This is a genomic window from Streptomyces sp. NPDC091972, assembly GCF_044756385.1.
GTDB lineage: Bacteria > Actinomycetota > Actinomycetes > Streptomycetales > Streptomycetaceae > Streptomyces.
On the sequence record NZ_JBIVSV010000012.1, the window covers coordinates 282,517 to 303,916 of the forward strand.

The following is a 21,400-nucleotide window of genomic DNA, read 5'->3' on the forward strand; positions in this document are numbered from 1 at the left end:
CCCCGCAGCCCGCCGCCGCCCCACCACGGCCCACACCCCGAGAACCACCAGAACCAACGTCCCCCCCCCCCCCCCCCCCCCCCCCCCCCCCCCCCCCCCCGCCCCCGCCCCCGCCCCCCCCCCCCCCCCCCCCCCCGGCCCCGCCCCCAAACCGCACCGCACGCGCTACACACGCCCCCACCGGGCAGCAACGGGCCGCCGCAGGATCTCAGGGGCGCGGGGAACTGCGCAAAAACGCCCGCCCCCACCGAACCCGCACGCAGAGCCCCCCGCAAACCAACCACACTGGCCAGCCCCCCACCCCCCCTGGCAGGATCACCGCATGCCCCCGCCGTTCCCCCACCTCAGCCGCCGCCAGGCGCTCCAGACCGCGGTCGCCACCCTCGTGGCCCTCGGCCTGCTCCTGTGGTGGCTGCTCCCGCTGGGCGAGACCCCCCCGACCGGCACGATCACCTTCAGCACGGGCACGAAGGCGGGCGTCTACCAGAAGTACGGCCGGCTCCTCCGGGACGAGATCCACAAGGACATGCCGGACGTGAAGGTGAGGCTGGAGACCAGCGCGGGCTCCCAGGAGAACGTCAGACTCGTGGCGACCGGAAAGGCCGACTTCGCCATCGCCGCCGCCGACGCGGTGGAGAGCTACCAGCAGAACCGCGACCCCGGCGCCGACCAGCTCCGCGGCGTGGCCCGCCTCTACGACGACTACGTCCAGCTCGTCGTCCCCGCCGACTCGGACATCCGCACGGTGGCCGACCTGAAGGGCAAGCGCGTCTCCATCGGCGTCCCCAACTCCGGCGTACGGCTGATAGCGGACCGGGTGCTCGACGCCGCCGGCATCGACCCGGACAGGGACATCGAGCCGAGGGCCGAGGGCATCGACACCGGCCCGAAGCTCCTCGGCCACGGCCTGGACGCGTTCTTCTGGTCGGGCGGTCTGCCCACCGACGGTCTGAAGCAGTTGGCCGAACGCTCCGCGTTCCGCTTCGTTCCCATCGAGCCGGCCCTCGTGGCGAAGCTGCACGCCGAGGGCGAGCCAACCCGCTACTACCGGGCCACCAACATGCCGGCGTCGGCGTACCCGTCCGTCCAGAACAACACGACCGTCCCGACGATGGCCGTCTCGAACCTGCTGATCACCCGCAAGGACATGGACCCCGGGCTCACCGAGTGGCTCACCCGGACCGTGATCAAGAGCAGGGACGGCATCGGCCGGGACGTCCACTCCGCCCAGCTGGTGGACGTGCGCACGGCGATCTACACCGACCCGGTCCCCCTTCACGACGGGGCCCGCCGCTACTACCGCTCGGTCAAGCCGTAGGACGGCTGCGCGGCACGGAGACGGTCACGACCAGCCCGTGCGGCTCGTGGTGACCGTACGAGATCGACCCGCCCCCCGCGGCCAGCAGGGCCCGTGAGATGGACAGTCCCAGCCCGGACCCCTTGACGTTCTGGTGCCGCCCGCTGCGCCAGAACCGGTCACCGACCCGTGAGAGTTCCTCGTCGGTGAGCCCGGGTCCGCGGTCGGCGACGACGACCGTCGAGGTGTCCCCGTCCGCGGCGACGGTGACCGACACCGTCTCGCCCTCCGGGGTGAACTTGAGCGCGTTGTCGATGACGGCGTCGAGGGCGCTGGAGAGGGTGACGGGGTCGGCCCAGGCGGTGGTGGGCGGACAGTTCCCCACCATGCGTACCCCCTTGGCCTCGGCGGTCGGCGTCCAGGCGGCGACGCGCTCGGCGGTGAGCTCCCCGATGTCGGTGACGCTCAGGTCCGCCTCGGTGTGCTCGGCGAGCGCGAGGTCGAGGAGGTCGTCGAGCACCTGGGCCAGCCGTTTGCCCTCCGCCTGCACGGAGGCGATCTCGGTGTTCCCCTCGGGGAGTTCGAAGGCGAGCAGCTCGATGCGCAGCAGCAGTGCGGCGAGCGGGTTGCGCAACTGGTGCGAGGCGTCGGCGACGAAGGCCCGCTGCTGCTCCAGCACGTCCTCGACGTTGTCCGCCATCTCGTTGAACGACTTGGCCAGGCGCCTGAGTTCGGGCGGGCCGCCCGCGACCGCCACGCGCGACTTGAGCCGCCCGGTGGCGATGTCGTGGGTGGTGGCGTCGAGGACCCGTACGGGTCTGAGCACCCAGCCGGTGAGCCGGAGCGCGGCGCCGACGGCCAGCAGCATGGCGGCGAGTTCGCCCGCGAAGATGACGAGCCAGTCGTGCAGGATCCGCGAACGCATCGGTCCGGTCGGCGAGTCGGTGACGACGACCGCGATCACGTCACCGTCCCGGATCACCGGGGAGGCGACGACCAGCCGGCCGCGCTGCCAGGGCCACACCTGCTTGGGGTCCTGGCTGCGCCGGCTGAGCAGCGCCTCGCCGAACGCGTCGCGGACCTCGCCCTCCTTGGGGAGGAACCATCCGCCGGGCGCGGTGGCCATGGGCACATCACCGTCGTAGAAGACCCCGACGCGAATGCCGTAGACCTTGTAGTAGCTGGCGAGTTCGCTCTCCAGGGTCTCCAGGCGCTCGTCGGAGGCGTCGGTGACGAACTGGGCGAGCGCGGCGAAGTGCGCGGTGTCGTCGATCCGGTCGACGACGACCTTCTGCTGCTGCGCGGAGGCCATCCCGACGGCGAGCGGCACGCCCAGGGCCATGAGCACGGCGGCCATGAGCATGATGAGCAACGGGAGAAGACGTGTACGCACGGCTCCGCCTACGCCCCGCCGCGAAGCCGCGAGCGCACCCCGCGGCCGCCACGGCTCACAGGGGCACCCCGAGCACCGCAGTCACCCGCGCCCACAGCCACCGTCCTCACCCGACCGGACATCTCCTCCCCCGAGCGTCGCACAGGTCCCGCCCGCGCACGGCCACCGGAGCCCTCGCCCCGGCTCCCCGCACCCGCGCGAAGCCCGCCTCACGCTCCCGGCGCCACCAGCCGGTACCCGACCCCCCGCACCGTCTCGATCAGCGCCGGCATCCGCAACTTGGCCCGCAGGGACGCCACATGGACCTCCAGCGTGCGACCGGTGCCCTCCCAGCTCGTACGCCAGACCTCGCTGATGATCTGTTCGCGCCGGAAGACCACACCGGGCCGCTGGGCGAGCAGTGCGAGGAGGTCGAACTCCTTGCGGGTGAGCTGCACGACCGTGCCGTCCACGGTGACCTGCCGGGTCGGCAGTTCGATGCGCACGGCGCCGAGGACCAGCGCCGTGTCCGCGCCGCCGGGCGCGTCCTCGTGGACGGTGCGCCGGCTGACGGCGTGGATGCGGGCGAGGAGCTCCCCCGTGTCGTACGGCTTGACCACGTAGTCGTCGGCGCCGAGGTTCAGCCCGTGGATGCGGGAGCGGACGTCGGAGCGCGCGGTCACCATGATCACCGGAGTGCTGGTGCGCTTGCGGATCTTGCCGCACACCTCGTAGCCGTCCTGGTCGGGCAGCCCGAGGTCGAGCAGCACGACCCCGAAGCCGTCGCCCTCGGGGACGAGCGCCTGGAGGGCCTCCTCGCCGCTGCGCGCGTGCGTGACGTCGAAACCGTGCCGGGCGAGCACCGCGGACAGCGCGGCGGCCACGTGGTTGTCGTCCTCGACGAGGAGAAGTCTCACCCCGGCCCCCTTTTGACCATCGGACGTACTATCTGAATATGCAGTGAACAGGTACAAATGTGCGTACGCACGCGCGCGTGCGCACCGTGCAGTCATGCTGATGGATGAGGACGGCGTCAAGAGCGTTCCGGTTGCGCCGCCCTTCCGTTACCCGGCCGATACGCACACCGGATGCGCACTGGTGGCAAGTGCTACGACACGTGTCCGATTGCTATCGGATCGTGATGCTCAGATTCCCCTCAAGACTAATGACGCTGGTCGCGTGGGGTCACTACTGTCCTCCGAAACCGAGGAGGACGGAGCCAGAGAGCGATGACCGAAGTATCGGTGGCCAAGGAAGATGTGGCCGCGACCGGCGAACTGGTCGTCCTGAAGAGCGTCAACAAGCACTTCGGCGCGTTGCACGTACTCCAGGACATCGACCTGACGATCGCCCGCGGCGAGGTCGTCGTGGTCATCGGACCCTCCGGGTCCGGGAAGTCCACCCTGTGCCGCACCATCAACCGCCTGGAGACGATCGACACGGGTTCGATCACCATCGACGGCAAGCCGCTGCCCCAGGAGGGCAAGGAACTGGCCCGGCTGCGCGCCGACGTCGGCATGGTCTTCCAGTCCTTCAACCTCTTCGCGCACAAGACCGTGCTCGAGAACGTGATGCTGGGCCAGATCAAGGTCCGCAAGGCCGACAAGAAGAAGGCCGAGGAGAAGGCGCGCTCCCTGCTCGACCGGGTCGGCGTCGCCACCCAGGCGGACAAGTACCCCGCCCAGTTGTCCGGCGGTCAGCAGCAGCGTGTCGCCATCGCCCGGGCCCTGGCGATGGACCCGAAGGTCATGCTCTTCGACGAGCCCACGTCGGCGCTCGACCCTGAGATGATCAACGAGGTGCTGGAGGTCATGCAGCAGCTCGCCCGCGACGGCATGACAATGATCGTCGTCACGCACGAGATGGGTTTCGCACGATCGGCCGCAAACCGCGTGGTGTTCATGGCGGACGGACGGATCGTCGAGGAGGCTGCGCCCGACCAGTTCTTCAGCAACCCGCGCAGCGACCGCGCCAAGGACTTCCTGTCGAAGATCCTGCACCACTGACGTGCCACCCGGATCGACCACCGACGGCTCTCGCTCTCTTCACCACCAAAGGATGTTCACCATGAAGCTCCGCAAGGTCACCGCCGCCTCGGCCGCCGTCCTCGCCCTCGCCCTGTCCGCGACCGCGTGCGGCGGTGACAGCAAGGACGACAGCTCCGGCTCGGGCTCCGGCGGCGGCGGCAAGATCAAGATCGGTATCAAGTACGACCAGCCCGGCCTCGGCCTGAAGGAGCCCGACGGTTCCTTCTCCGGCTTCGACGTGGACGTGGCGACGTACGTGGCCAAGGAGCTCGGCTACAAGCCCGACCAGATCGAGTTCGTCGAGACCAAGAGCGCCGACCGTGAGAACGCGCTCGCCCGCGGCGACGTGAAGATCATCGCGGCCACCTACTCGATCACCGACGAGCGCAAGCAGAAGGTCGACTTCGCCGGCCCGTACCTGCTGGCCCACCAGGACCTGCTGGTCAAGAAGGACTCCAAGATCAGCGAGGCCACGGACCTCAACGGCGAGAAGCTGTGCTCCGTGACCGGCTCGACCTCGGCTCAGAACGTCAAGGACGACTTCGCCCCGAAGGCCCAGCTCAAGCAGTACGGCGGCTACTCGGAGTGCATCGCCGGCCTCCAGAGCGGCGCCGTGGACGCGGTGACCACGGACGACTCGATCCTCGCGGGCTTCGCCTCCCAGGACAAGTACAAGGGCCAGTTCAAGCTCGCCGGCCTCAAGCTGAGCAACGAGAACTACGGCATCGGCGTGAAGAAGGGCGACACGGCGACCGTCAACAAGGTCAACGCCGCCCTCGAGAAGATGGTCAGCGACGGCTCCTGGCAGAAGGCGGTCGACGCCAACTTCGGCCCGGCCGGCTACAAGAACGAGCCCGCCCCGAAGATCGGCACCATCGTCAAGTAACGCAGGGACCCACCGGCGCGCCGCCGCCCGCCGCGATCAGGGCGGCGGCGCGCCGCGCCCGTCCACGTACGCCCCACACACGCCACACACCCGGAAGCGCGGGAGATCGTGTTCGACTTTCTAGAAGGTTATGACGTCCTCGGGGCGTTCTGGATGACGGTGAAACTCACCGCCCTGTCCGCTGTCGGCTCCCTGATCTGGGGCACCGTGCTGGCCGCGATGCGGGTCAGCCCGGTCCCCCTGATGCGCGGATTCGGCACCGCCTACGTCAACATCGTCCGGAACATCCCCCTGACGGTCATCATCGTCTTCACCTCGCTCGGCCTCGCCGACATCTTCGGTGTGACGATGGGCGCGGCGGACAACTTCGACGTCCAGGGCTTCCGGCTGGCGGTGCTCGGGTTCATCGTCTACACCGCCTCGTTCGTCTGCGAGGCGATCCGCTCCGGCATCAACACGGTGCCGCTCGGCCAGGCCGAGGCGGCGCGCGCTATCGGGCTGAACTTCAGCCAGACCCTGCGTCTCGTCGTGCTCCCGCAGGCCTTCCGCTCGGTCATCGGCCCGCTGGCCAACGTGCTGATCGCGCTGACCAAGAACACCACCGTGGCGGCCGCGATCGGTGTGGCCGAGGCCGCCCTCCTGATGAAGGAAATGATCGAGAACGAGGCCCAGACGCTCGCCATCGGCGCGGTCTTCGCGCTCGGCTTCGTGGTACTGACCCTGCCGACCGGCCTCATCCTCGGCTGGCTCGCCAAGCGACTGGCGGTGAAGCGATGAGTTCGGTCCTCTACGACACTCCCGGACCCCGCGCGAAACGGCGCAACGTCCTCCTGTCCGTCGTCTTCACCCTGCTGCTCCTCCTGCTGCTGTGGTGGGTGTGGCAGAAGATGGACGACAAGAACCAGCTCGAGTGGAACCTCTGGGAGCCCTTCACCACCGGTGAGGCCTGGACGACCTACCTGTTGCCGGGCCTCGGCAACACCCTCAAGGCCGCGGCGATCTCCATGATCATCGCCCTTCCGCTGGGCGCGGTCTTCGGCATCGCCCGCATGTCCGACCACGCCTGGGTCCGGGGCGCCGCCGGCACGGTGGTCGAGTTCTTCCGGGCGATCCCGGTCCTGCTGCTGATGCTGTTCGCCAACGAGTTCTACGTCCGCTCCACGGACATCTCCAGCGAGCAGCGCCCCCTGTACGCCGCCGTCACCGGCCTCGTGCTCTACAACGCCTCGGTGCTCGCAGAGGTCGTCCGGGCCGGCATCCTCTCGCTGCCCAAGGGGCAGACGGAGGCGGCCTACGCGGTCGGCCTGCGCAAGGGCCAGACGATGACCAACATCCTGCTGCCGCAGGCGGTCACCGCGATGCTGCCGGCGATCGTCAGCCAGCTCGTCGTCATCGTGAAGGACACCGCGCTGGGCGGCGTGATGCTCGGCTTCACCGAGCTGCTCAACGCGCGCCAGACGCTGGCCGCCAACTACGCCAACGTCATCCCGAGCTTCATCGTCGTCGCGATCGTCTACATCATCGTGAACTTCCTCCTCACGAGCTTCGCGAGCTGGCTGGAGCAGCGGCTGCGGCGCAGCAAGAAGAGCACCGGGGCGGTGCTGGGCGAGGACACGGTGGAGGTCAACCCGGCCGCGGTGCGCGGCACCTACGGGACCGGCGAGAACACCGGTGGCGGCGCGTTCTGACAGTGGGTCAGGCGGCATGAACCGCGCATGCCACCGACACGGAGGCAGTGGCATGATCGCCACTGCCTCCGTCACTTGACGCAAGCACCGGCAATGGGTTGCATACGTTCTGTGATCGTGCACCCTGCTCCAACCTCCTGTTCACCTACGTTCCTGAGGACTCCGCCGCGGGCAGGAGGCGCCGCGTCGTGGACCCGGTGATCATCGTCGGAGCGGGGCCCGTCGGGCTCACGCTCGCCCTGGCGCTGGCGCGTCAGGAGGTCCCCTCCGTGGTCCTCGACGAGGGGCCCGGCAAGGACGAACCCCGCCTGGCCCGCACCGTCGTACTGCACGAGGACACCGCCGCCCTCATGGCCCGGCTGACCGGGGTGCCGGTCGGCGAGCTGGGTGTGCACTGGGCCGGATGGCGGTCGATGCGCCGCAAGCAGGTGATGCGCGAGGTCGACTTCGAGGAGGCCGGGGACGCGCCCCTGCACCTCGCCCAGCACGTCCTGACCGGCGCCCTGCGTACCGCCCTCGCGGGGGAGCAGCTGGTCAGGCTCGTCCCGGACAGCCGTCTCGACACCGTCGAGCAGGAACGCTCGGGCGTCACGGCCCACACCCGAGGCGCCAAGGGCACGTGGTGGCGCGGGAGTTACCTGGTCGGCTGCGACGGCTCGCGCTCCACTGTACGCAAGCTGGAGGACATCCGCTTCCCGGGCCGTACGGCCGTGGAACGCCACGCCGTCGCCGCCCTGCGCGCGGAACTCCCCTGGGAGGACCGGGCGTTGCTCCACCGGATGCCGCCGTGGCGGACCTCGGGACCGTCGGCCGGGGAGATCACCGCCCGCCCGCTCCCCGAGGGCGTGTGGCGTCTGGACTGGCTGCTGCCGCCGGGCAAGGACCTGGTCACCCCCGAGCTCCTGGTGTCCCGCGTCCGGGAGACCCTGGCGGGCTGGACAGGCGGCTCGACACCGCCGTACGAACTTCTCGACACCGGAGTCCACACCGTGCACCACCGGCTGGCCCGCCGCTGGCGTGCCGGCCGGGTCTTCCTCGCCGGGGACGCGGCGCACTGTCTGGGGGCGCTCGGCACCCAGGGGCTCGACGAGGGCCTCAGGGACGCCGACAACCTCGCCTGGAAACTGGCCCTGGCCTGGCACCACGGCCCGCACGAGGCGCTTCTCGACAGCTACCAGACCGAGCGGCGCGCGGTCGTCGCCGGGCGGCTGCGCGCCGCCGACCAGGCGCTGCCGCTGCTGCGCGGCGGCGGAGGCCTGCGCTCGGTCGTCCCCGGTTCGGCCCGCGGCCACGACGCGCTGCTCACGGACGGTCACCTGGGGCGCGGCCCGCTCGGCGCGCCGGGGGCGTACGCCGACTCACCCCTCGCGCCCAGGCACCTCGAAGGGGAGGTGCCCGTCGACACACTCCCGGGGTCGTCGGTCACGGATGTGCGGGTCACCGCCGAGGACGGCTCGTTCGTACGACTGCGCGACCGGCTCGGCCGGGGCGCGCTGCTCGTCGTCCTGATCGCACCGGGCACCGGGGTGTGGGAGCGCAAGCACTGGGTGACCGCCGGGATCATGCCCCGCCTGGCCGCGGCGGTGAGCGCGCTGCCGCACTCCGCCGAACTCCTGGTCGCCGAGGAGTACCCGGGCGCGGCCCCGCACACGGTCCTTCTCGTACGCCCCGACGGCCACCTCGTCACGGCACTGAGCGGGGTCCGCCCGGCCGATCTGTACTCGGCGGCCGAGACGGCGCTCGGCGGCCCTCCGGCGAAGACCGAGGCGAACGCGGGGGCCGGTTCACGTTGACGTGCTCACTGTCACTGTGCGTCCACATAGTGACAGTGAGTTGAAACAGCCGTCGGCGTCATGGTGTACTCCGGATCGTGACCGACACCTGTGTGCGCCTGTGGCGGAGGGTCCATATGGACCTCGTCCGCTATGCGGGCTGCGTGTGTCGCCCGTCCTGCTGAATTCGCCTCTTCTCTCCCCCGCGTGCCGCGCCTGTGCGACGGCACGCTGTCGCGAACTCTTCTCAGGACGGTACCCGTGTCTGTCTCCCCCGCCCTTCCCTCGGTCTCGACCGCCGTCGCGCCGCCCACCCAGGCCGAACTCCTCGACTTCGTACGGCGCACCGCCGCCGACACCGAGCTGATCGACTCGCTCCCGCTCGACCCCGAAGGCCGCACCTGGGTGCGTCTGGAGGGGCCCGGTGGCAGCGAGGCCTGGCTGATCGGCTGGCCGCCCGGCACCGGCACCGGCTGGCACGACCACGCCGAGTCGGTCGGCGCCTTCATCACCGCGGCCGGTGAGCTCAGGGAGAACTCCCTCGCCGCCCGGCTGCCGGCCGACGGCTGGAAGACGCTGGAACTCTCCGACGACGTGGACCGCGAGCGGCGGCTGCCGGCCGGCAAGGGCCGTTCCTTCGGACAGCACCACGTCCACGAGGTCCTCAACGAGTCCACCGAGGTGCACGCGATCTCCGTGCACGCCTACTACCCGCCCCTCCCCCAGATCCGCCGTTACAGCCGCACGGGCCCGATCCTGCGGCTGGAGCACGTGGAGCGTCCGGAGGACTGGCAGTGAGCACGAGAACGCCGGAGGGCTGCTCGTAGGGGGAGGCCGGGTGGGCTCACGGGGACTCCCCGTCTCAGAGCCCCTCGTCCCCCAGGAACTCCGTCTCCTCCCCCTCCTCCTCCAGCGCCTGCCGGACCACCCGCACGGCCATCCCCTCGGAGTAGCCCTTGCGGGCGAGCATGCCGGCGAGGCGGCGCAGTCGCTTGTCGCGGTCGAGGCCTCGCGTCGCGCGGAGCTTGCGGTCGACGAGCTCGCGGGCCGTCGCCTCCTCCTGCTCGGAGTCGAGCTGCGAGACGGCCGCGTCGATCAGTGTGGAGTCGACGCCCTTGGTGCGCAGCTCCTGGGCGAGTGCCCGCCGGGCAAGTCCCCGGCCGTGGTGCCGGGACTCCACCCAGGCGTCCGCGAACGCACTGTCGTTGATCAGCCCGACCTCCTCGAACCGCGACAGCACCTCCTCGGCGGCCTCGTCCGGGATCTCCCGCTTGCGCAGGGCGTCGGCGAGCTGCTTGCGCGTGCGCGGGGTCCCGGTGAGCAGGCGCAGACAGATCGCCCGCGCCCGCTCCACCGGGTCCGCCGGAGGCTCCCCCTTCTCGGCCCTCGACAAGGAGGGGCCGCCTCCGTCCTCGCCGAGCGGTTCCCCGAAGCCGCGCCGGCGCTGCCGACGCCCCCGGGAACCGCCCGCGCCGGGTGCTCCGCCGCCTCGGCGCGAGCTGCGGCCGAACGGGCCGTCACCGGACTCGTCGCCGCTCGGCCCACCGTCGCCGTACGTCCCCCCGTCACTGTGGGAACGACCGCCGCGGCGGGACGGACCGGCGCCGTACGGGAAGTCGTCGCCGACCGCCCCTTCGCCGCCGTACGGCACCGCACGGCTGTGTCCCCCGTCCGCTCCATGCCCCGTACCGTCGCCGAAGCCTTCGCCGATCGGCCCGGCAGAACCCCCGTCGCCTTGCGCGCCCCGCCCTCGCGGAGCGTCCTCGTACTCGGCCCAGTCGGTTCGCCGTGTCACGGGATCAGCTCTTGGCCGCCGGAGCCTTGGCCTTCGTCGCCTTGGTGGCCGCCGGTGCCGGCACCTTCGCGGTGTCGTCCGCGGCAGCGGTCACCGCGGCGTCCGCTCCCGGCTCCGCGGCGGGCTCCTCGGGACGCACGCCGACGCCCAGCTTCTCCTTGATCTTCTTCTCGATCTCGTTGGCCAGGTCGGGGTTGTCCTTCAGGAAGTTGCGCGCGTTCTCCTTGCCCTGGCCGAGCTGGTCGCCCTCGTACGTGTACCAGGCGCCGGCCTTGCGGACGAAGCCGTGCTCCACGCCCATGTCGATCAGGCCGCCCTCACGGCTGATGCCCTGGCCGTAGAGGATGTCGAACTCGGCCTGCTTGAAGGGCGGTGCGACCTTGTTCTTGACGACCTTGACCCGGGTGCGGTTGCCGACCGCGTCAGTGCCGTCCTTCAGTGTCTCGATGCGGCGGATGTCCATGCGCACCGAGGCGTAGAACTTCAGCGCCCGGCCACCGGTCGTGGTCTCGGGGGAGCCGAACATCACGCCGATCTTCTCTCGGAGCTGGTTGATGAAGATGGCGGTGGTCTTGGACTGGTTGAGCGCGCTGGTGATCTTCCGCAGTGCCTGGCTCATCAGACGGGCCTGCAGACCCACGTGGCTGTCGCCCATCTCGCCCTCGATCTCCGCGCGCGGGACGAGGGCCGCGACGGAGTCGATGACGATCAGGTCGAGGGCGCCGGAGCGGACCAGCATGTCCACGATCTCCAGAGCCTGCTCGCCGTTGTCCGGCTGGGACAGGATCAGGTTGTCGACGTCGACGCCGAGCTTGCGCGCGTACTCGGGGTCGAGGGCGTGCTCCGCGTCCACGAAGGCCACCTGGCCGCCGGCCCGCTGTGCGTTGGCCACCGCGTGCAGGGTCAGGGTCGTCTTGCCGGAGGACTCCGGTCCGTACACCTCCACCACTCGGCCGCGCGGGATGCCGCCGACGCCGAGCGCGACGTCGAGCGCGGTCGACCCGGTGGGGATGACCTCGATGGGCTCGTTCGGCCGCTCGCCCATGCGCATGACCGCGCCCTTGCCGAACTGCCGTTCAATCTGTGCGAGCGCGGCGTCGAGCGCCTTCTCGCGGTCGGTTCCTGCCATGGGTTCCACCCGATTTGCTTGAGTCGATCGCTTCACGTCAAAGACGCTAACGCCTGCCACTGACAATGCGCCCCGACGCCCGTCCGGCCTGTGGATAACTCGGGGACTTCTCCATGCAAACCATGTCGAAACACCCGCCGTCCGCTTCGCCGGAGCCTCCATATGAATGGATGTTCGATTTTTGTGTCAAGCGCACCACGCGGCACCCGGGACACTTCCTCCGCCCCCTCTCCGGCGGGCTGCTCCTCCGCTCCTCCCCCCTCCTCCGGCTACTTCCCACGGCGTACTTCAGGTGCCTTCGGCGGTACGACGACCGGACGGGCCGTTCACACGAGCCTTGTGCCATGGAGACCTCGACGAGCACCCGGGAAGCGATCCCGGCCGCCCACCGGCACCCCGGCGGGACGGCGCGTCCCCCCGCCCTGATCGCAACCCTGTCCGCGCTCCTCCTGCCGGCCGCGGTTCTGACCCCGGACACCGGCGGCCGTCTCTCCTCGGGGGACACCGTGGTCACCGCCTCAACCGTCGCCCTCACCGCCCTGGTGATCGCCGGAGCCGCGGCCCGCCTGGCCCGGAAGGCGGCGCGGGCCTGATGGAACCGACCCTGACGAGTGCTTCCGCGGTGCCGGACCGGACGTCGGCACCGCATGCCGCCGTCGCCGGCCGCGTGGAGCGCCTCTGTCACGCGACCGGCCTCCTCCTGGTCCTCTCGGGGCTCGCGCACCTGGTGGTTTTCGCCGTGGACGGCGGCCCCTGGGACGGGCCGGTCTCCTGGCGCAAGCCGGTGACGTTCGGGGTGTCCTTCGGGGTGACCCTGATCGCGGTCGCCTGGGTCACGTCGTACCTGCGGGTCGGCCCGCGGTCACGAGCCCTGCTCCTCGCGGTGTTCGCGGTGGACTGCGTGGTGGAGGTGGGCGGCATCACCCTCCAGGCGTGGCGCGGGGTGCCCTCGCACCTCGACATGGAGACACCCTTCGACACGGCGGTGTCCATGACGCTCGCGGTGGGCGGCGGCGTCCTGGTGGTGCTGCTGACGGTGTTCGCGGTCGCCTCGTTCCGCCACCCGCCCTCGGGCCCGGCGGGCATGGACCTCGCGGTGCGGTCGGGGTTCGCGATCCTGCTGGTCGCGCTCGCCTCGGGGGCCGCGATGATCGCGCGCGGTGTCGTCCTCACCCGTACCGGCCACCAGGAGGCGGCCTACCACTCGACCGCCCCGCTCGAGCCGCTGCACGGCGTGAGCCTGCACGCCGTCCTGGTCCTGCCCGCACTGGCCTGGCTGCTGTCGCGGACGTCCTGGGGCGAACCCCTGCGGCGACGGATCCTGTACGCGGCGATCGGCTCCTACGTCACGGCCGTCATCGGCGCCGGAGTGTGGGCCGCCCTCGCCCGCTGAACCCGGCGGGGCCTCAGGACGAGCCGTCGCCGTCGGTGGTGTCGTGCCGTGTCTCCGGCCGCCGCCGCTCCCACAGCGCACGCACGCGCGTGACCGGTGAGGGCCCCTCGCCCCGCTTCCGGTGCCCGTGGACCCGAGGGTCGTCGGTGACGGCGTACCGCTTCACGTACGCGCCGAGGAACGCCTGGAGCGTGGCGACCGCCGGAATGGCGATCAGGGCACCGACCGCGCCCAGGAGGGCGGTGCCCGCGATGACCGAGCCGAAGGCGACGGCGGGGTGGATGTCGACGGTCTTCGAGGTCAGCTTGGGCTGGAGCACGTAGTTCTCGAACTGCTGGTAGATCACCACGAAGACCAGCACCCACAGCGCGTACCAGGGGTCGACAGTGAAGGCGATCAGCATGGGCAGGGCGCCCGCGAGATAGGTGCCGATGGTCGGGATGAACTGCGAGACCAGGCCGACCCACACGGCGAGCACGGGCGCGTACGGCACGTCGAGGGCCTGGAGCAGGATGAAGTGCGCGACCCCGGAGACGAGCGCCATCAGACCGCGCGAGTAGATGTAGCCGCCGGTCTTGTCCACGGCGAGCTCCCACGCGCGCAGCACCTCGGCCTGGCGGGCGGGCGGCAGGACGGAGCAGATCGTGCGCCGCAGCCGGGGGCCGTCCGCCGCGAAGTAGAACGAGAACAGCGCGATCGTCAGGAGCTGGAAGAGCCCGCCGAGGACCTGGGCGGAGACGTCCAGGACGCCGGTGGCGCTGTTCTGCACGTAGTTGCGCAGCCAGTCGGAGCGCAGCAGCCCCTCCTGGACGTCCACCCGCTTCAGCTCGGTGTGGAAGTGCCCGTTGATCCAGGCGATGACGGAGTCGAGGTAGTCGGGGAAGTCCTCGACGATCTTGATGATCTGACCCGCGAGCATCGACCCCAGCAGCGTGACGAAGCCGGCGGTCACGATCAGCACGCCGAAGAAGACGAGGAAGGTGGCGAGCCCCCTGCGCATGCCCCGCGCGGCCATTTTGCTCACCGCGGGTTCGATGGCCAGGGCCAGGAAGAACGCGATGAGGATGTTGATCAGCAGGCCGATGAGCTGGTGGAAGGCCCAACTGCCGAGCTGGAAAACGGCGATGAGGGCGAGCGCGAGCACCATGGCACGCGGTAGCCAGCGCGGCATGCGGGCGTTCGGCCCGGGGCCGTCGGCCGGGGGCCGGGCGGGGGGCGTCGTGCCGAGCGGAGATGCGTGCTGGGCTGCCTGCCCGGACTCGTCAGTGGGTGCCACGGAGCAAGTCTCGCCCACGCCACCGACAATGGCTGCCGTCCTGCGATCTTCGTGACCGGTCGGTGCCACTTTCGTAAGATCTTCACGCCCGCCCGGCAGTTCGCCCGGGACGTCCACGCGGTCTCAGTGCCGCTCGCCCGGAACGTTCATCACGGTGCAGACCACGCGCCACACGTCCTTGGCGTCCCAGCCCGCGTCCAGCGCCTCGTGCACCGTGCGTCCGCCGAGCTCCGTCATCACATGATCGCGCGCGAAGGTGTCGGCGTACCCCGGACCGAAGTGTTCCGCCATCCGCTGCCAGAAGACCGTCAACCGCATGACTCCAGTATCCCGCCCCTGAGGGTGGGCCTCGCCCGGGACCGCTTGCCGAGACCGCTTTCCGCCCTACGGTCTGACGCATGCCCGAAACAGGAGCTTCCCCACTCCCCCAGACGCCACCGGCGCACTCCCCGCTCTTCCGCGCCGAGCACTTCGTCTGGCTCACCGCGCGTGTGCTGGAACAGCGTCTGTTCGCGTACCTCTTCCTCAATGGCGGCCCCGACCCGGTGGAGACGGCCCTGGACGCCTACCGCAACGCGGACGGCGGGTACGGCCACGCACTGGACCCCGATCTGCGCGGCCCGGTCAGCCAGCCCCTGCACACCGCTCACGCCCTGCGGGTTCTGGACGCCGTCGGCCGCTGCGGCGGACAGCGTGTGGAGCGCGTGTGCCGCTATCTCACCTCGGTGTCCACCCCGGAGGGCGCCCTTCCAGCCGTCACTCCGGCCCAGCGCGGCTATCCCACCGCCCCCTTCATGAAGGTCCTGGACGCCCCGCCCGGCGAACTGCTCACCACCGGTCCTGTGGTCGGTCTGCTGCACCGCAACGAGGTGTGGCACGCGTGGCTGTTCCGGGCCACGGACTTCTGCTGGCAGGCCGTCGAGTCCCTCCAGGTGTCCCACCCGGACGAGATCCAGGCCGCCCTGACCTTCCTGGACTCCGCCCCCGACCGCCCGCGCGCGCAGGCGACCGCCGACCGTCTGGGCCGCCTGGTGCGCGAGCAGCGTCTGGCCGCGCTGGACCCCTCGAACCCGGCCCCGGGCGCGCACCACTTCCCGCACGACTACGCGAGGACACCGGACTCGCTCGCGCGCGCGTGGTTCACGGACGACGAGATGTCCCGTTCCCTGGACTTCCTCGCGGCCGAACAGCAGGAGGACGGCGGCTGGCCGACCCACGGCCACCCGTGGGCCCCCACCACCGCCCTGGAGGCCCGCCCCCTGGCAACCATCAGAGCCCTGCAGACCCTCCGCGCCCACGGCCGCGAAGTGGGCTGAACCCCCACGACGGACCGGTAGCCGCGTACGGCGGCAAGGGGCCGGGGTGGGGGGTGCCCGCCCGCAGCGGCCGGCGTCCGTTACCGAGCCCTGAATCAGCGACCGAGCCGCCGGACCGAGGACGGACACCCCCCACCCCGGCACCGACCCACTCACCTAACCGCACGCGCTACACGAACCCCCACCGGACAGCGACGGGCCGCCGCAGGCATTTCAGGGGCGCGGGGAACTGCGCAAAACGCCCGCCCCCACCGCACCCGCACCCGCACCCGCACCCGCACCCGCACCCGCACCCGCACCCGCACCCAGCCGACAACCCACCCGCCCCACCGCCGGAGGCAACCCGTTGTCAGTCCCCGGGTGCAGGATGGACGCATGGTCAGCTCCGCACACCGAGCCCTGAACGGCTTCTCCCCCGCCACCCGCGGCTGGTTCACGGGTGCGTTCGACGCGCCCACCACCGCCCAGGCCGGCGCGTGGCAGGCCATCGCGGAGGGCTCGGACGTGCTCGTCGTCGCCCCCACCGGCTCCGGCAAGACCCTGGCCGCCTTCCTCGCCGCCCTGGACCAGCTGGCCTCCACTCCCCCGCCCGCGGACCCGAAGAAGCGCTGCCGGGTGCTGTACGTCTCCCCCCTCAAGGCCCTCGCCGTCGACGTGGAGCGCAACCTCCGCAGCCCTCTGACCGGCATCCGTCAGGAATCCGTCCGCCTGGGCCTCCCCGAGCCCGAGGTCAAGGTGGGCATCCGCTCCGGCGACACCCCTCCGGCCGAACGCCGGGCTCTTTCCACCCGCCCCCCGGACATCCTGATCACCACCCCGGAGTCCCTGTTCCTGATGCTGACGTCGGCGACCCGAGACGCGCTGACGGGCATCGAGACAGTGATCCTCGACGAGGTGCACGCCGTGGCCGGGACCAAGCGCGGCGCCCACCTGGCCCTCTCCCTGGAGCGCCTGGACCAGCTCCTCCCGAAACCGGCCCGCCGCATCGGGCTCTCCGCCACGGTCCGCCCGGTGGACGAGATCGCCCGCTACCTGTCGCCGCAGCGCAAGGTGGAGATCGTTCAGCCGAAGTCCGGCAAGGAGTTCGACCTCTCGGTCGTGGTCCCGGTGGAGGACCTGGGCGAGCTCGGCGGCTCACCGGTCGCCGAGGGCAACGAAGGTGCGGAGCGGCCCTCCATCTGGCCCCACGTGGAGGAGCGGATCACCGACCTCGTCCAGTCCCACCGCTCCACGATCGTCTTCGCCAACTCCCGCCGCCTCGCGGAACGCCTCTGCAACCGTCTCAACGAGATCGCCTACGAGCGGGCCACCGGCGAGCCCCTGGACGAACACCACGCCCCGGCCGAGCTCATGGGCGGCTCGGGCGCGGCCCAGGGTGCCCCCCCGGTCATCGCCCGGGCCCACCACGGGTCGGTCTCAAAGGAACAGCGCGCCCTGGTCGAGGAGGACCTCAAGGCGGGCCGCCTTCCGGCCGTGGTGGCGACGTCCAGCCTCGAACTCGGCATCGACATGGGCGCGGTGGACCTGGTGATCCAGGTCGAGTCGCCGCCCTCCGTCGCCTCCGGGCTGCAACGGGTCGGCCGCGCGGGCCACCAGGTCGGCGCGGTCTCCACCGGCGTGGTCTTCCCGAAGTACCGGGGCGACCTGGTCCAGGCGGCGGTCGTCACGGAACGCATGCGGACCGGTTCCATCGAGTCCCTCAAGGTCCCCGCGAACCCCCTGGACGTCCTCGCCCAGCAGATCGTCGCGATGACCTCGATGGACACCTGGCAGCTCGACGACCTCCTCGCCACGGTCCGCAGGGCGGCCCCCTTCGCCTCCCTCCCCGAGTCCGCCTTCACCGCCGTCCTCGACATGCTCGCGGGCCGCTACCCCTCCGACGCCTTCGCCGAACTGCGCCCGCGCGTGGTGTGGGACCGCATCGCCGGCACGATCACCGGCCGCCCGGGCGCCCAGCGGCTCGCCGTCACCTCCGGCGGCACCATCCCCGACCGCGGCCTCTTCGGCGTCTTCCTCGCCGGCTCCGACCCCAAGAAGGGCGGCGGGAGGGTCGGCGAGCTCGACGAGGAGATGGTCTACGAGTCCCGCGTCGGGGACGTCTTCACGCTCGGCACCAGCTCCTGGCGCATCGAGGACATCACCCGCGACCGCGTCCTGGTCTCCCCCGCCCCGGGCGTCCCCGGCAGGCTCCCCTTCTGGAAGGGCGACCAGCTCGGCCGCCCCCTCGAACTGGGCCGCGCGGTGGGCGCGTTCCTCCGCGAGGTCGGCTCCCTGTCCAAGGAGGACGCCCGCCTGCGCCTGCTCACCGCGGGCCTGGACGCGTGGGCGGCGGACAACGTGCTGTCCTACCTGGACGAACAGCGCGAGGCCTGCGGCCACGTCCCGGACGACCGGACCATCGTCGTGGAGCGCTTCCGGGACGAACTCGGCGACTGGCGGGTCGTCGTCCACTCCCCCTTCGGCGCCCAGGTCCACGCCCCCTGGGCCCTCGCCCTCGGCGCCAAGCTCTCCGAGCGCTACGGCATGGACGCCCAGGTCATGCACGCCGACGACGGCATCGTCCTGCGGCTGCCCGACGCCGATCTGATGAGCCTGGACCTCCTCGACCGGGAACCCGACAGGACCGGCACGGAGTACGACGCCGAGAAGGCTCCGGTGGGCGCCGCGGACGTCGTCTTCGACAAGGGCGAGGTCGACCAGGTCGTCACCGACCAGGTCGGCGGCTCGGCCCTGTTCGCCTCCCGCTTCCGCGAATGCGCCGCCCGGGCGCTCCTGCTGCCGCGTCGCAATCCCGGCAAGCGCACCCCGCTGTGGCAGCAGCGCCAGCGTGCCTCCCAACTGCTCCAGGTGGCGAGCGAGTTCGGTTCGTTCCCGATCGTCCTGGAGGCGGTCCGCGAGTGCCTCCAGGACGTCTTCGACGTGCCCGGTCTCGTCGAGCTGATGGGCGATCTGGAGTCCCGCAGGGTCCGCCTGGTCGAGGTCACCACCCCCGAGCCGTCCCCCTTCGCCCGGTCCCTCCTCTTCGGCTACGTCGCCCAGTTCCTGTACGAGGGCGACTCGCCCCTCGCCGAGCGCCGGGCGGCGGCCCTCTCGCTGGACTCGCGTCTGCTGGCCGAGCTGCTGGGCCAGGCGGAGCTGCGGGAGCTGCTCGACGCGGAGGTCCTGACCGAGCTGGAGCGGGAGCTCCAGTGGCTCACCGAGGACCGCCGGGTGAAGGACGCCGAGGGCGTCGCGGACATCCTCCGCGTCCTCGGCCCGCTCACCGACGCCGAGCTGGCCGAGCGGGGCGCCGAGCCGCACTGGGCGCAGGAGCTCGCCGGAGCCCGCCGCACGATCAAGGTCCGGGTCGCCGGCGCCGACCACTGGGCGGCGATCGAGGACGCGGGCCGCCTGCGGGACGCTCTCGGCACCGCGCTGCCGGTCGGGGTCCCGGAGGCCTTCACCGAACCGGTCAAGGACCCTCTGGGCGACCTCCTCGCGCGCTACGCCCGCACCCACGGCCCCTTCACCTCGGCGACGGCCGCCGCCCGCTTCGGCCTGGGCACGGCGGTCACCGAGGGCGCCCTGCAGCGGCTGGCCGCGAGCGGACGGGTCGTGCAGGGAGAGTTCCACCCGGCGGGCATCGGCCAGGAGTGGTGCGACGCGACCGTGCTGCGCCGTCTGCGCCGCCGTTCCCTGGCCGCCCTGCGCCACGAGCTCGAACCGGTGCCGCCACCGGCCCTGGCCCAGTTCCTCCCGCAGTGGCAGCACATCGGCAAGGGCCACTCCCTGCGCGGCATCGACGGACTGGTGCGTGCCGTGGAGCAGTTGCAGGGCGCCTCCGTGCCCGCCTCCGCCCTGGAGAAACTCGTCCTGCCGTCCCGCGTCACGAACTACGCCCCGGCCATGCTCGACGAGCTGACCGCCGCCGGAGAGGTCGTGTGGGCCGGAGCGGGTGCGCTCCCGGGCAAGGACGGCTGGGTCTCCCTCTACCTGGCGGACGCGGCACCCCTGCTCCTGCCCCCGCCCCATCCCCTGGAGCTGACGGCCCTCCACCAGTCCGTCCTGGACGCATTGACCGGCGGTTACGGCCTGTTCTTCCGCCAGATCGCCGACCAGGTCCGCGCCACCACCCACCCGGACGCCACCGACCCCCAACTGGCCGACGCGTTGTGGGACCTGGCCTGGTCCGGGCGGCTCACCAACGACACCCTCACTCCGATGCGTTCCCTGCTGGGCTCCGGCCGCACCGCCGGTTCCACCGCCCATCGCGCCAAACGCACGATCCCCCGCGGCCGCTACGGCTCCCTCACCGCGTCCGCCCGGACGGCCTCGCGTACCGGACCGCCGACCGTGGCCGGCCGCTGGTCCCTGCTCCCGCCGCGCGAGGCCGACCCGACCGTGCGCGCTCACGCCCTGGCCCGCACCCTTCTCGACCGGCACGGAGTGGTCACCCGGGGAGCCGTGTCGGCGGAGGGCGTGGAGGGCGGCTTCTCGGCGACGTACCGCATCCTCTCCGCCTTCGAGGACAGCGGCCAGGCCCGCCGCGGCTATGTCGTGGAGGGACTCGGCGCCGCCCAGTTCGCCATGGACGGCGCGGTCGACCGCCTCCGCGCGGTGTCCAACGCCCGCGACCGCGGCGAGCCGCTGCCCGAGACCGGCGCTGCCGGCACCTGGGACGCGGACCCGTCACCCGACACCCCCTGGGCGTCCCCCGGCGCCACGCAGGACGCCCCCGCAGCCGAGGACTGGGACTGGACCCGCGCCTTCGACACCCCCGACGGTCCCGGCCCGAACCCCACTGCCGACCCCTCACGCCCCGCTTCCCCGGCCTCACCGGCCTCCCGCGACGAGTACGTCTCACCGCGCGACTACCCGCCCCAGCCCACCCCCCAGCACTGGCAAGCCAACCCCTCGTACGGCTCCGGCTTCGGCAACCGCAGGCAGACCGCCTCCGACGCCTCCCGAGCCGTGGTCCTAGCCGCCGCCGACCCCGCCAACGCCTACGGCGCCGCCCTCCCCTGGCCCGATCCCCCGACCGAGGCGGGCCACAAGCCGGGCCGCAAGGCGGGCTCCCTCGTGATCCTCGTGGACGGCGAGCTCACGCTCTACATGGAGCGCGGCGGCAAGACCCTCCTGGCCTGGCCCTCCACCACGGAGGCCACCCCCACCGACGACCCTCGACTGCGCCCGGCAGCCGAAGCCCTCGCAGCAGCCGCCAAGGCCGGCTCCCTGGGCACGGTCACGGTGGAACGCATCAACGGCACCTCCGCCCTGACCTCCCCCCTGGGCACCCTCCTGGAATCGGCAGGCTTCATCGCCACCCCGAGGGGCCTGCGCCTACGCGCCTGACTCCCACACCACGCGAACCCCCACCCCGCCCCTCGACACCCCCACCCGCGGCGCACCCCCACCCGCGGCGCACCTGCGCCGCCCCGCCCACACCCGCCCGAGCACCCCACCTACACCC

General features: G+C 71.6%; 18 protein-coding genes. 12 read left to right on the forward strand and 6 right to left on the reverse strand.

The window, feature by feature from the left end; all coding sequences use genetic code 11:
* Positions 1 to 322: 322 nt before the first annotated feature.
* A complete protein-coding gene (locus ACIQJT_RS31620) occupies positions 323 to 1,318 on the forward strand; it encodes a TAXI family TRAP transporter solute-binding subunit (RefSeq protein WP_402649278.1) in 996 nt (331 codons plus the stop codon).
* Here the strand turns inward: ACIQJT_RS31620 and ACIQJT_RS31625 are convergent.
* Positions 1,308 to 2,690: an ATP-binding protein gene (locus ACIQJT_RS31625; RefSeq protein ID WP_402649279.1), complete on the reverse strand. Its 1,383-nt coding sequence runs from the start codon at positions 2,688 to 2,690 to the stop codon at positions 1,308 to 1,310. The two genes, ACIQJT_RS31620 and ACIQJT_RS31625, sit on opposite strands and share 11 nt — an antisense overlap.
* Before the next feature lie 209 nt (positions 2,691 to 2,899).
* On the reverse strand, positions 2,900 to 3,586 hold the full coding sequence (locus ACIQJT_RS31630; RefSeq protein ID WP_365456330.1) for a response regulator transcription factor: 687 nt from the start codon (positions 3,584 to 3,586) through the stop codon (positions 2,900 to 2,902).
* A gap of 312 nt (positions 3,587 to 3,898) precedes the next feature.
* On the opposite strand from ACIQJT_RS31630, the gene ACIQJT_RS31635 reads away from it, so the two are divergent.
* The 7 genes from ACIQJT_RS31635 to ACIQJT_RS31665 all read left to right on the forward strand — a co-directional run bounded on the left by ACIQJT_RS31635 (position 3,899) and on the right by ACIQJT_RS31665 (position 9,840).
* Positions 3,899 to 4,675, forward strand: coding sequence for an amino acid ABC transporter ATP-binding protein (locus ACIQJT_RS31635; protein WP_365456327.1), 777 nt, complete (start codon positions 3,899 to 3,901; stop codon positions 4,673 to 4,675).
* A 61-nt stretch (positions 4,676 to 4,736) separates the two neighbouring features.
* Positions 4,737 to 5,582: a glutamate ABC transporter substrate-binding protein gene (locus tag ACIQJT_RS31640; protein ID WP_053848839.1), complete on the forward strand. Its 846-nt coding sequence runs from the start codon at positions 4,737 to 4,739 to the stop codon at positions 5,580 to 5,582.
* A gap of 108 nt (positions 5,583 to 5,690) precedes the next feature.
* Positions 5,691 to 6,359 carry an amino acid ABC transporter permease gene (locus tag ACIQJT_RS31645; protein ID WP_365456321.1) on the forward strand — a complete coding sequence of 223 codons (669 nt, stop codon included), beginning with the start codon at positions 5,691 to 5,693 and terminating at the stop codon, positions 6,357 to 6,359.
* Complete coding sequence (locus ACIQJT_RS31650; protein WP_402649280.1) at positions 6,356 to 7,270, forward strand: amino acid ABC transporter permease; 915 nt, start codon at positions 6,356 to 6,358, stop codon at positions 7,268 to 7,270. The genes ACIQJT_RS31645 and ACIQJT_RS31650 overlap by 4 nt, the downstream gene beginning before the upstream one ends.
* A gap of 188 nt (positions 7,271 to 7,458) precedes the next feature.
* Complete coding sequence (locus ACIQJT_RS31655) at positions 7,459 to 9,063, forward strand: FAD-dependent monooxygenase (protein ID WP_402649281.1); 1,605 nt, start codon at positions 7,459 to 7,461, stop codon at positions 9,061 to 9,063.
* Positions 9,064 to 9,179: 116 nt separating this feature from the next.
* Entirely contained in the window at positions 9,180 to 9,227 is a 48-nt protein-coding gene (locus tag ACIQJT_RS31660; RefSeq protein ID WP_309506048.1) for a hypothetical protein, read from the forward strand.
* Positions 9,228 to 9,303: 76 nt separating this feature from the next.
* Positions 9,304 to 9,840: a cysteine dioxygenase gene (locus ACIQJT_RS31665; RefSeq protein WP_402649282.1), complete on the forward strand. Its 537-nt coding sequence runs from the start codon at positions 9,304 to 9,306 to the stop codon at positions 9,838 to 9,840.
* Between the two features lie 64 nt (positions 9,841 to 9,904).
* On the opposite strand, the gene recX is transcribed toward ACIQJT_RS31665, so the two are convergent.
* Positions 9,905 to 10,837, reverse strand: a complete 933-nt coding sequence (recX, locus tag ACIQJT_RS31670) for a recombination regulator RecX (protein ID WP_402649283.1) — start codon at positions 10,835 to 10,837, stop codon at positions 9,905 to 9,907.
* A gap of 4 nt (positions 10,838 to 10,841) precedes the next feature.
* Positions 10,842 to 11,966, reverse strand: coding sequence for a recombinase RecA (gene recA, locus ACIQJT_RS31675; RefSeq protein ID WP_053848833.1), 1,125 nt, complete (start codon positions 11,964 to 11,966; stop codon positions 10,842 to 10,844).
* Between the two features lie 344 nt (positions 11,967 to 12,310).
* Between recA and ACIQJT_RS31680 the strand changes: the two genes are divergently transcribed.
* A complete protein-coding gene (locus tag ACIQJT_RS31680) occupies positions 12,311 to 12,559 on the forward strand; it encodes a hypothetical protein (protein WP_402649284.1) in 249 nt (82 codons plus the stop codon).
* On the forward strand, positions 12,559 to 13,359 hold the full coding sequence (locus ACIQJT_RS31685; protein WP_402649285.1) for a hypothetical protein: 801 nt from the start codon (positions 12,559 to 12,561) through the stop codon (positions 13,357 to 13,359). Before ACIQJT_RS31680 ends, ACIQJT_RS31685 begins: the two co-directional genes overlap by 1 nt.
* Before the next feature lie 13 nt (positions 13,360 to 13,372).
* Here the strand turns inward: ACIQJT_RS31685 and ACIQJT_RS31690 are convergent, their stop codons facing one another.
* Positions 13,373 to 14,635 carry an AI-2E family transporter gene (locus ACIQJT_RS31690; protein WP_402649286.1) on the reverse strand — a complete coding sequence of 421 codons (1,263 nt, stop codon included), beginning with the start codon at positions 14,633 to 14,635 and terminating at the stop codon, positions 13,373 to 13,375.
* A 123-nt stretch (positions 14,636 to 14,758) separates the two neighbouring features.
* Complete coding sequence (locus ACIQJT_RS31695; protein WP_355734159.1) at positions 14,759 to 14,953, reverse strand: DUF3046 domain-containing protein; 195 nt, start codon at positions 14,951 to 14,953, stop codon at positions 14,759 to 14,761.
* 80 nt (positions 14,954 to 15,033) lie between these two features.
* On the opposite strand from ACIQJT_RS31695, the gene ACIQJT_RS31700 reads away from it, so the two are divergent.
* Together ACIQJT_RS31700 and ACIQJT_RS31705 are read left to right on the forward strand one after the other, a co-directional pair.
* A complete protein-coding gene (locus ACIQJT_RS31700) occupies positions 15,034 to 15,951 on the forward strand; it encodes a hypothetical protein (protein WP_402649287.1) in 918 nt (305 codons plus the stop codon).
* Positions 15,952 to 16,326: 375 nt separating this feature from the next.
* Positions 16,327 to 21,282, forward strand: a complete 4,956-nt coding sequence (locus tag ACIQJT_RS31705; protein ID WP_402649288.1) for an ATP-dependent helicase — start codon at positions 16,327 to 16,329, stop codon at positions 21,280 to 21,282.
* Positions 21,283 to 21,400 lie beyond the last annotated feature (118 nt).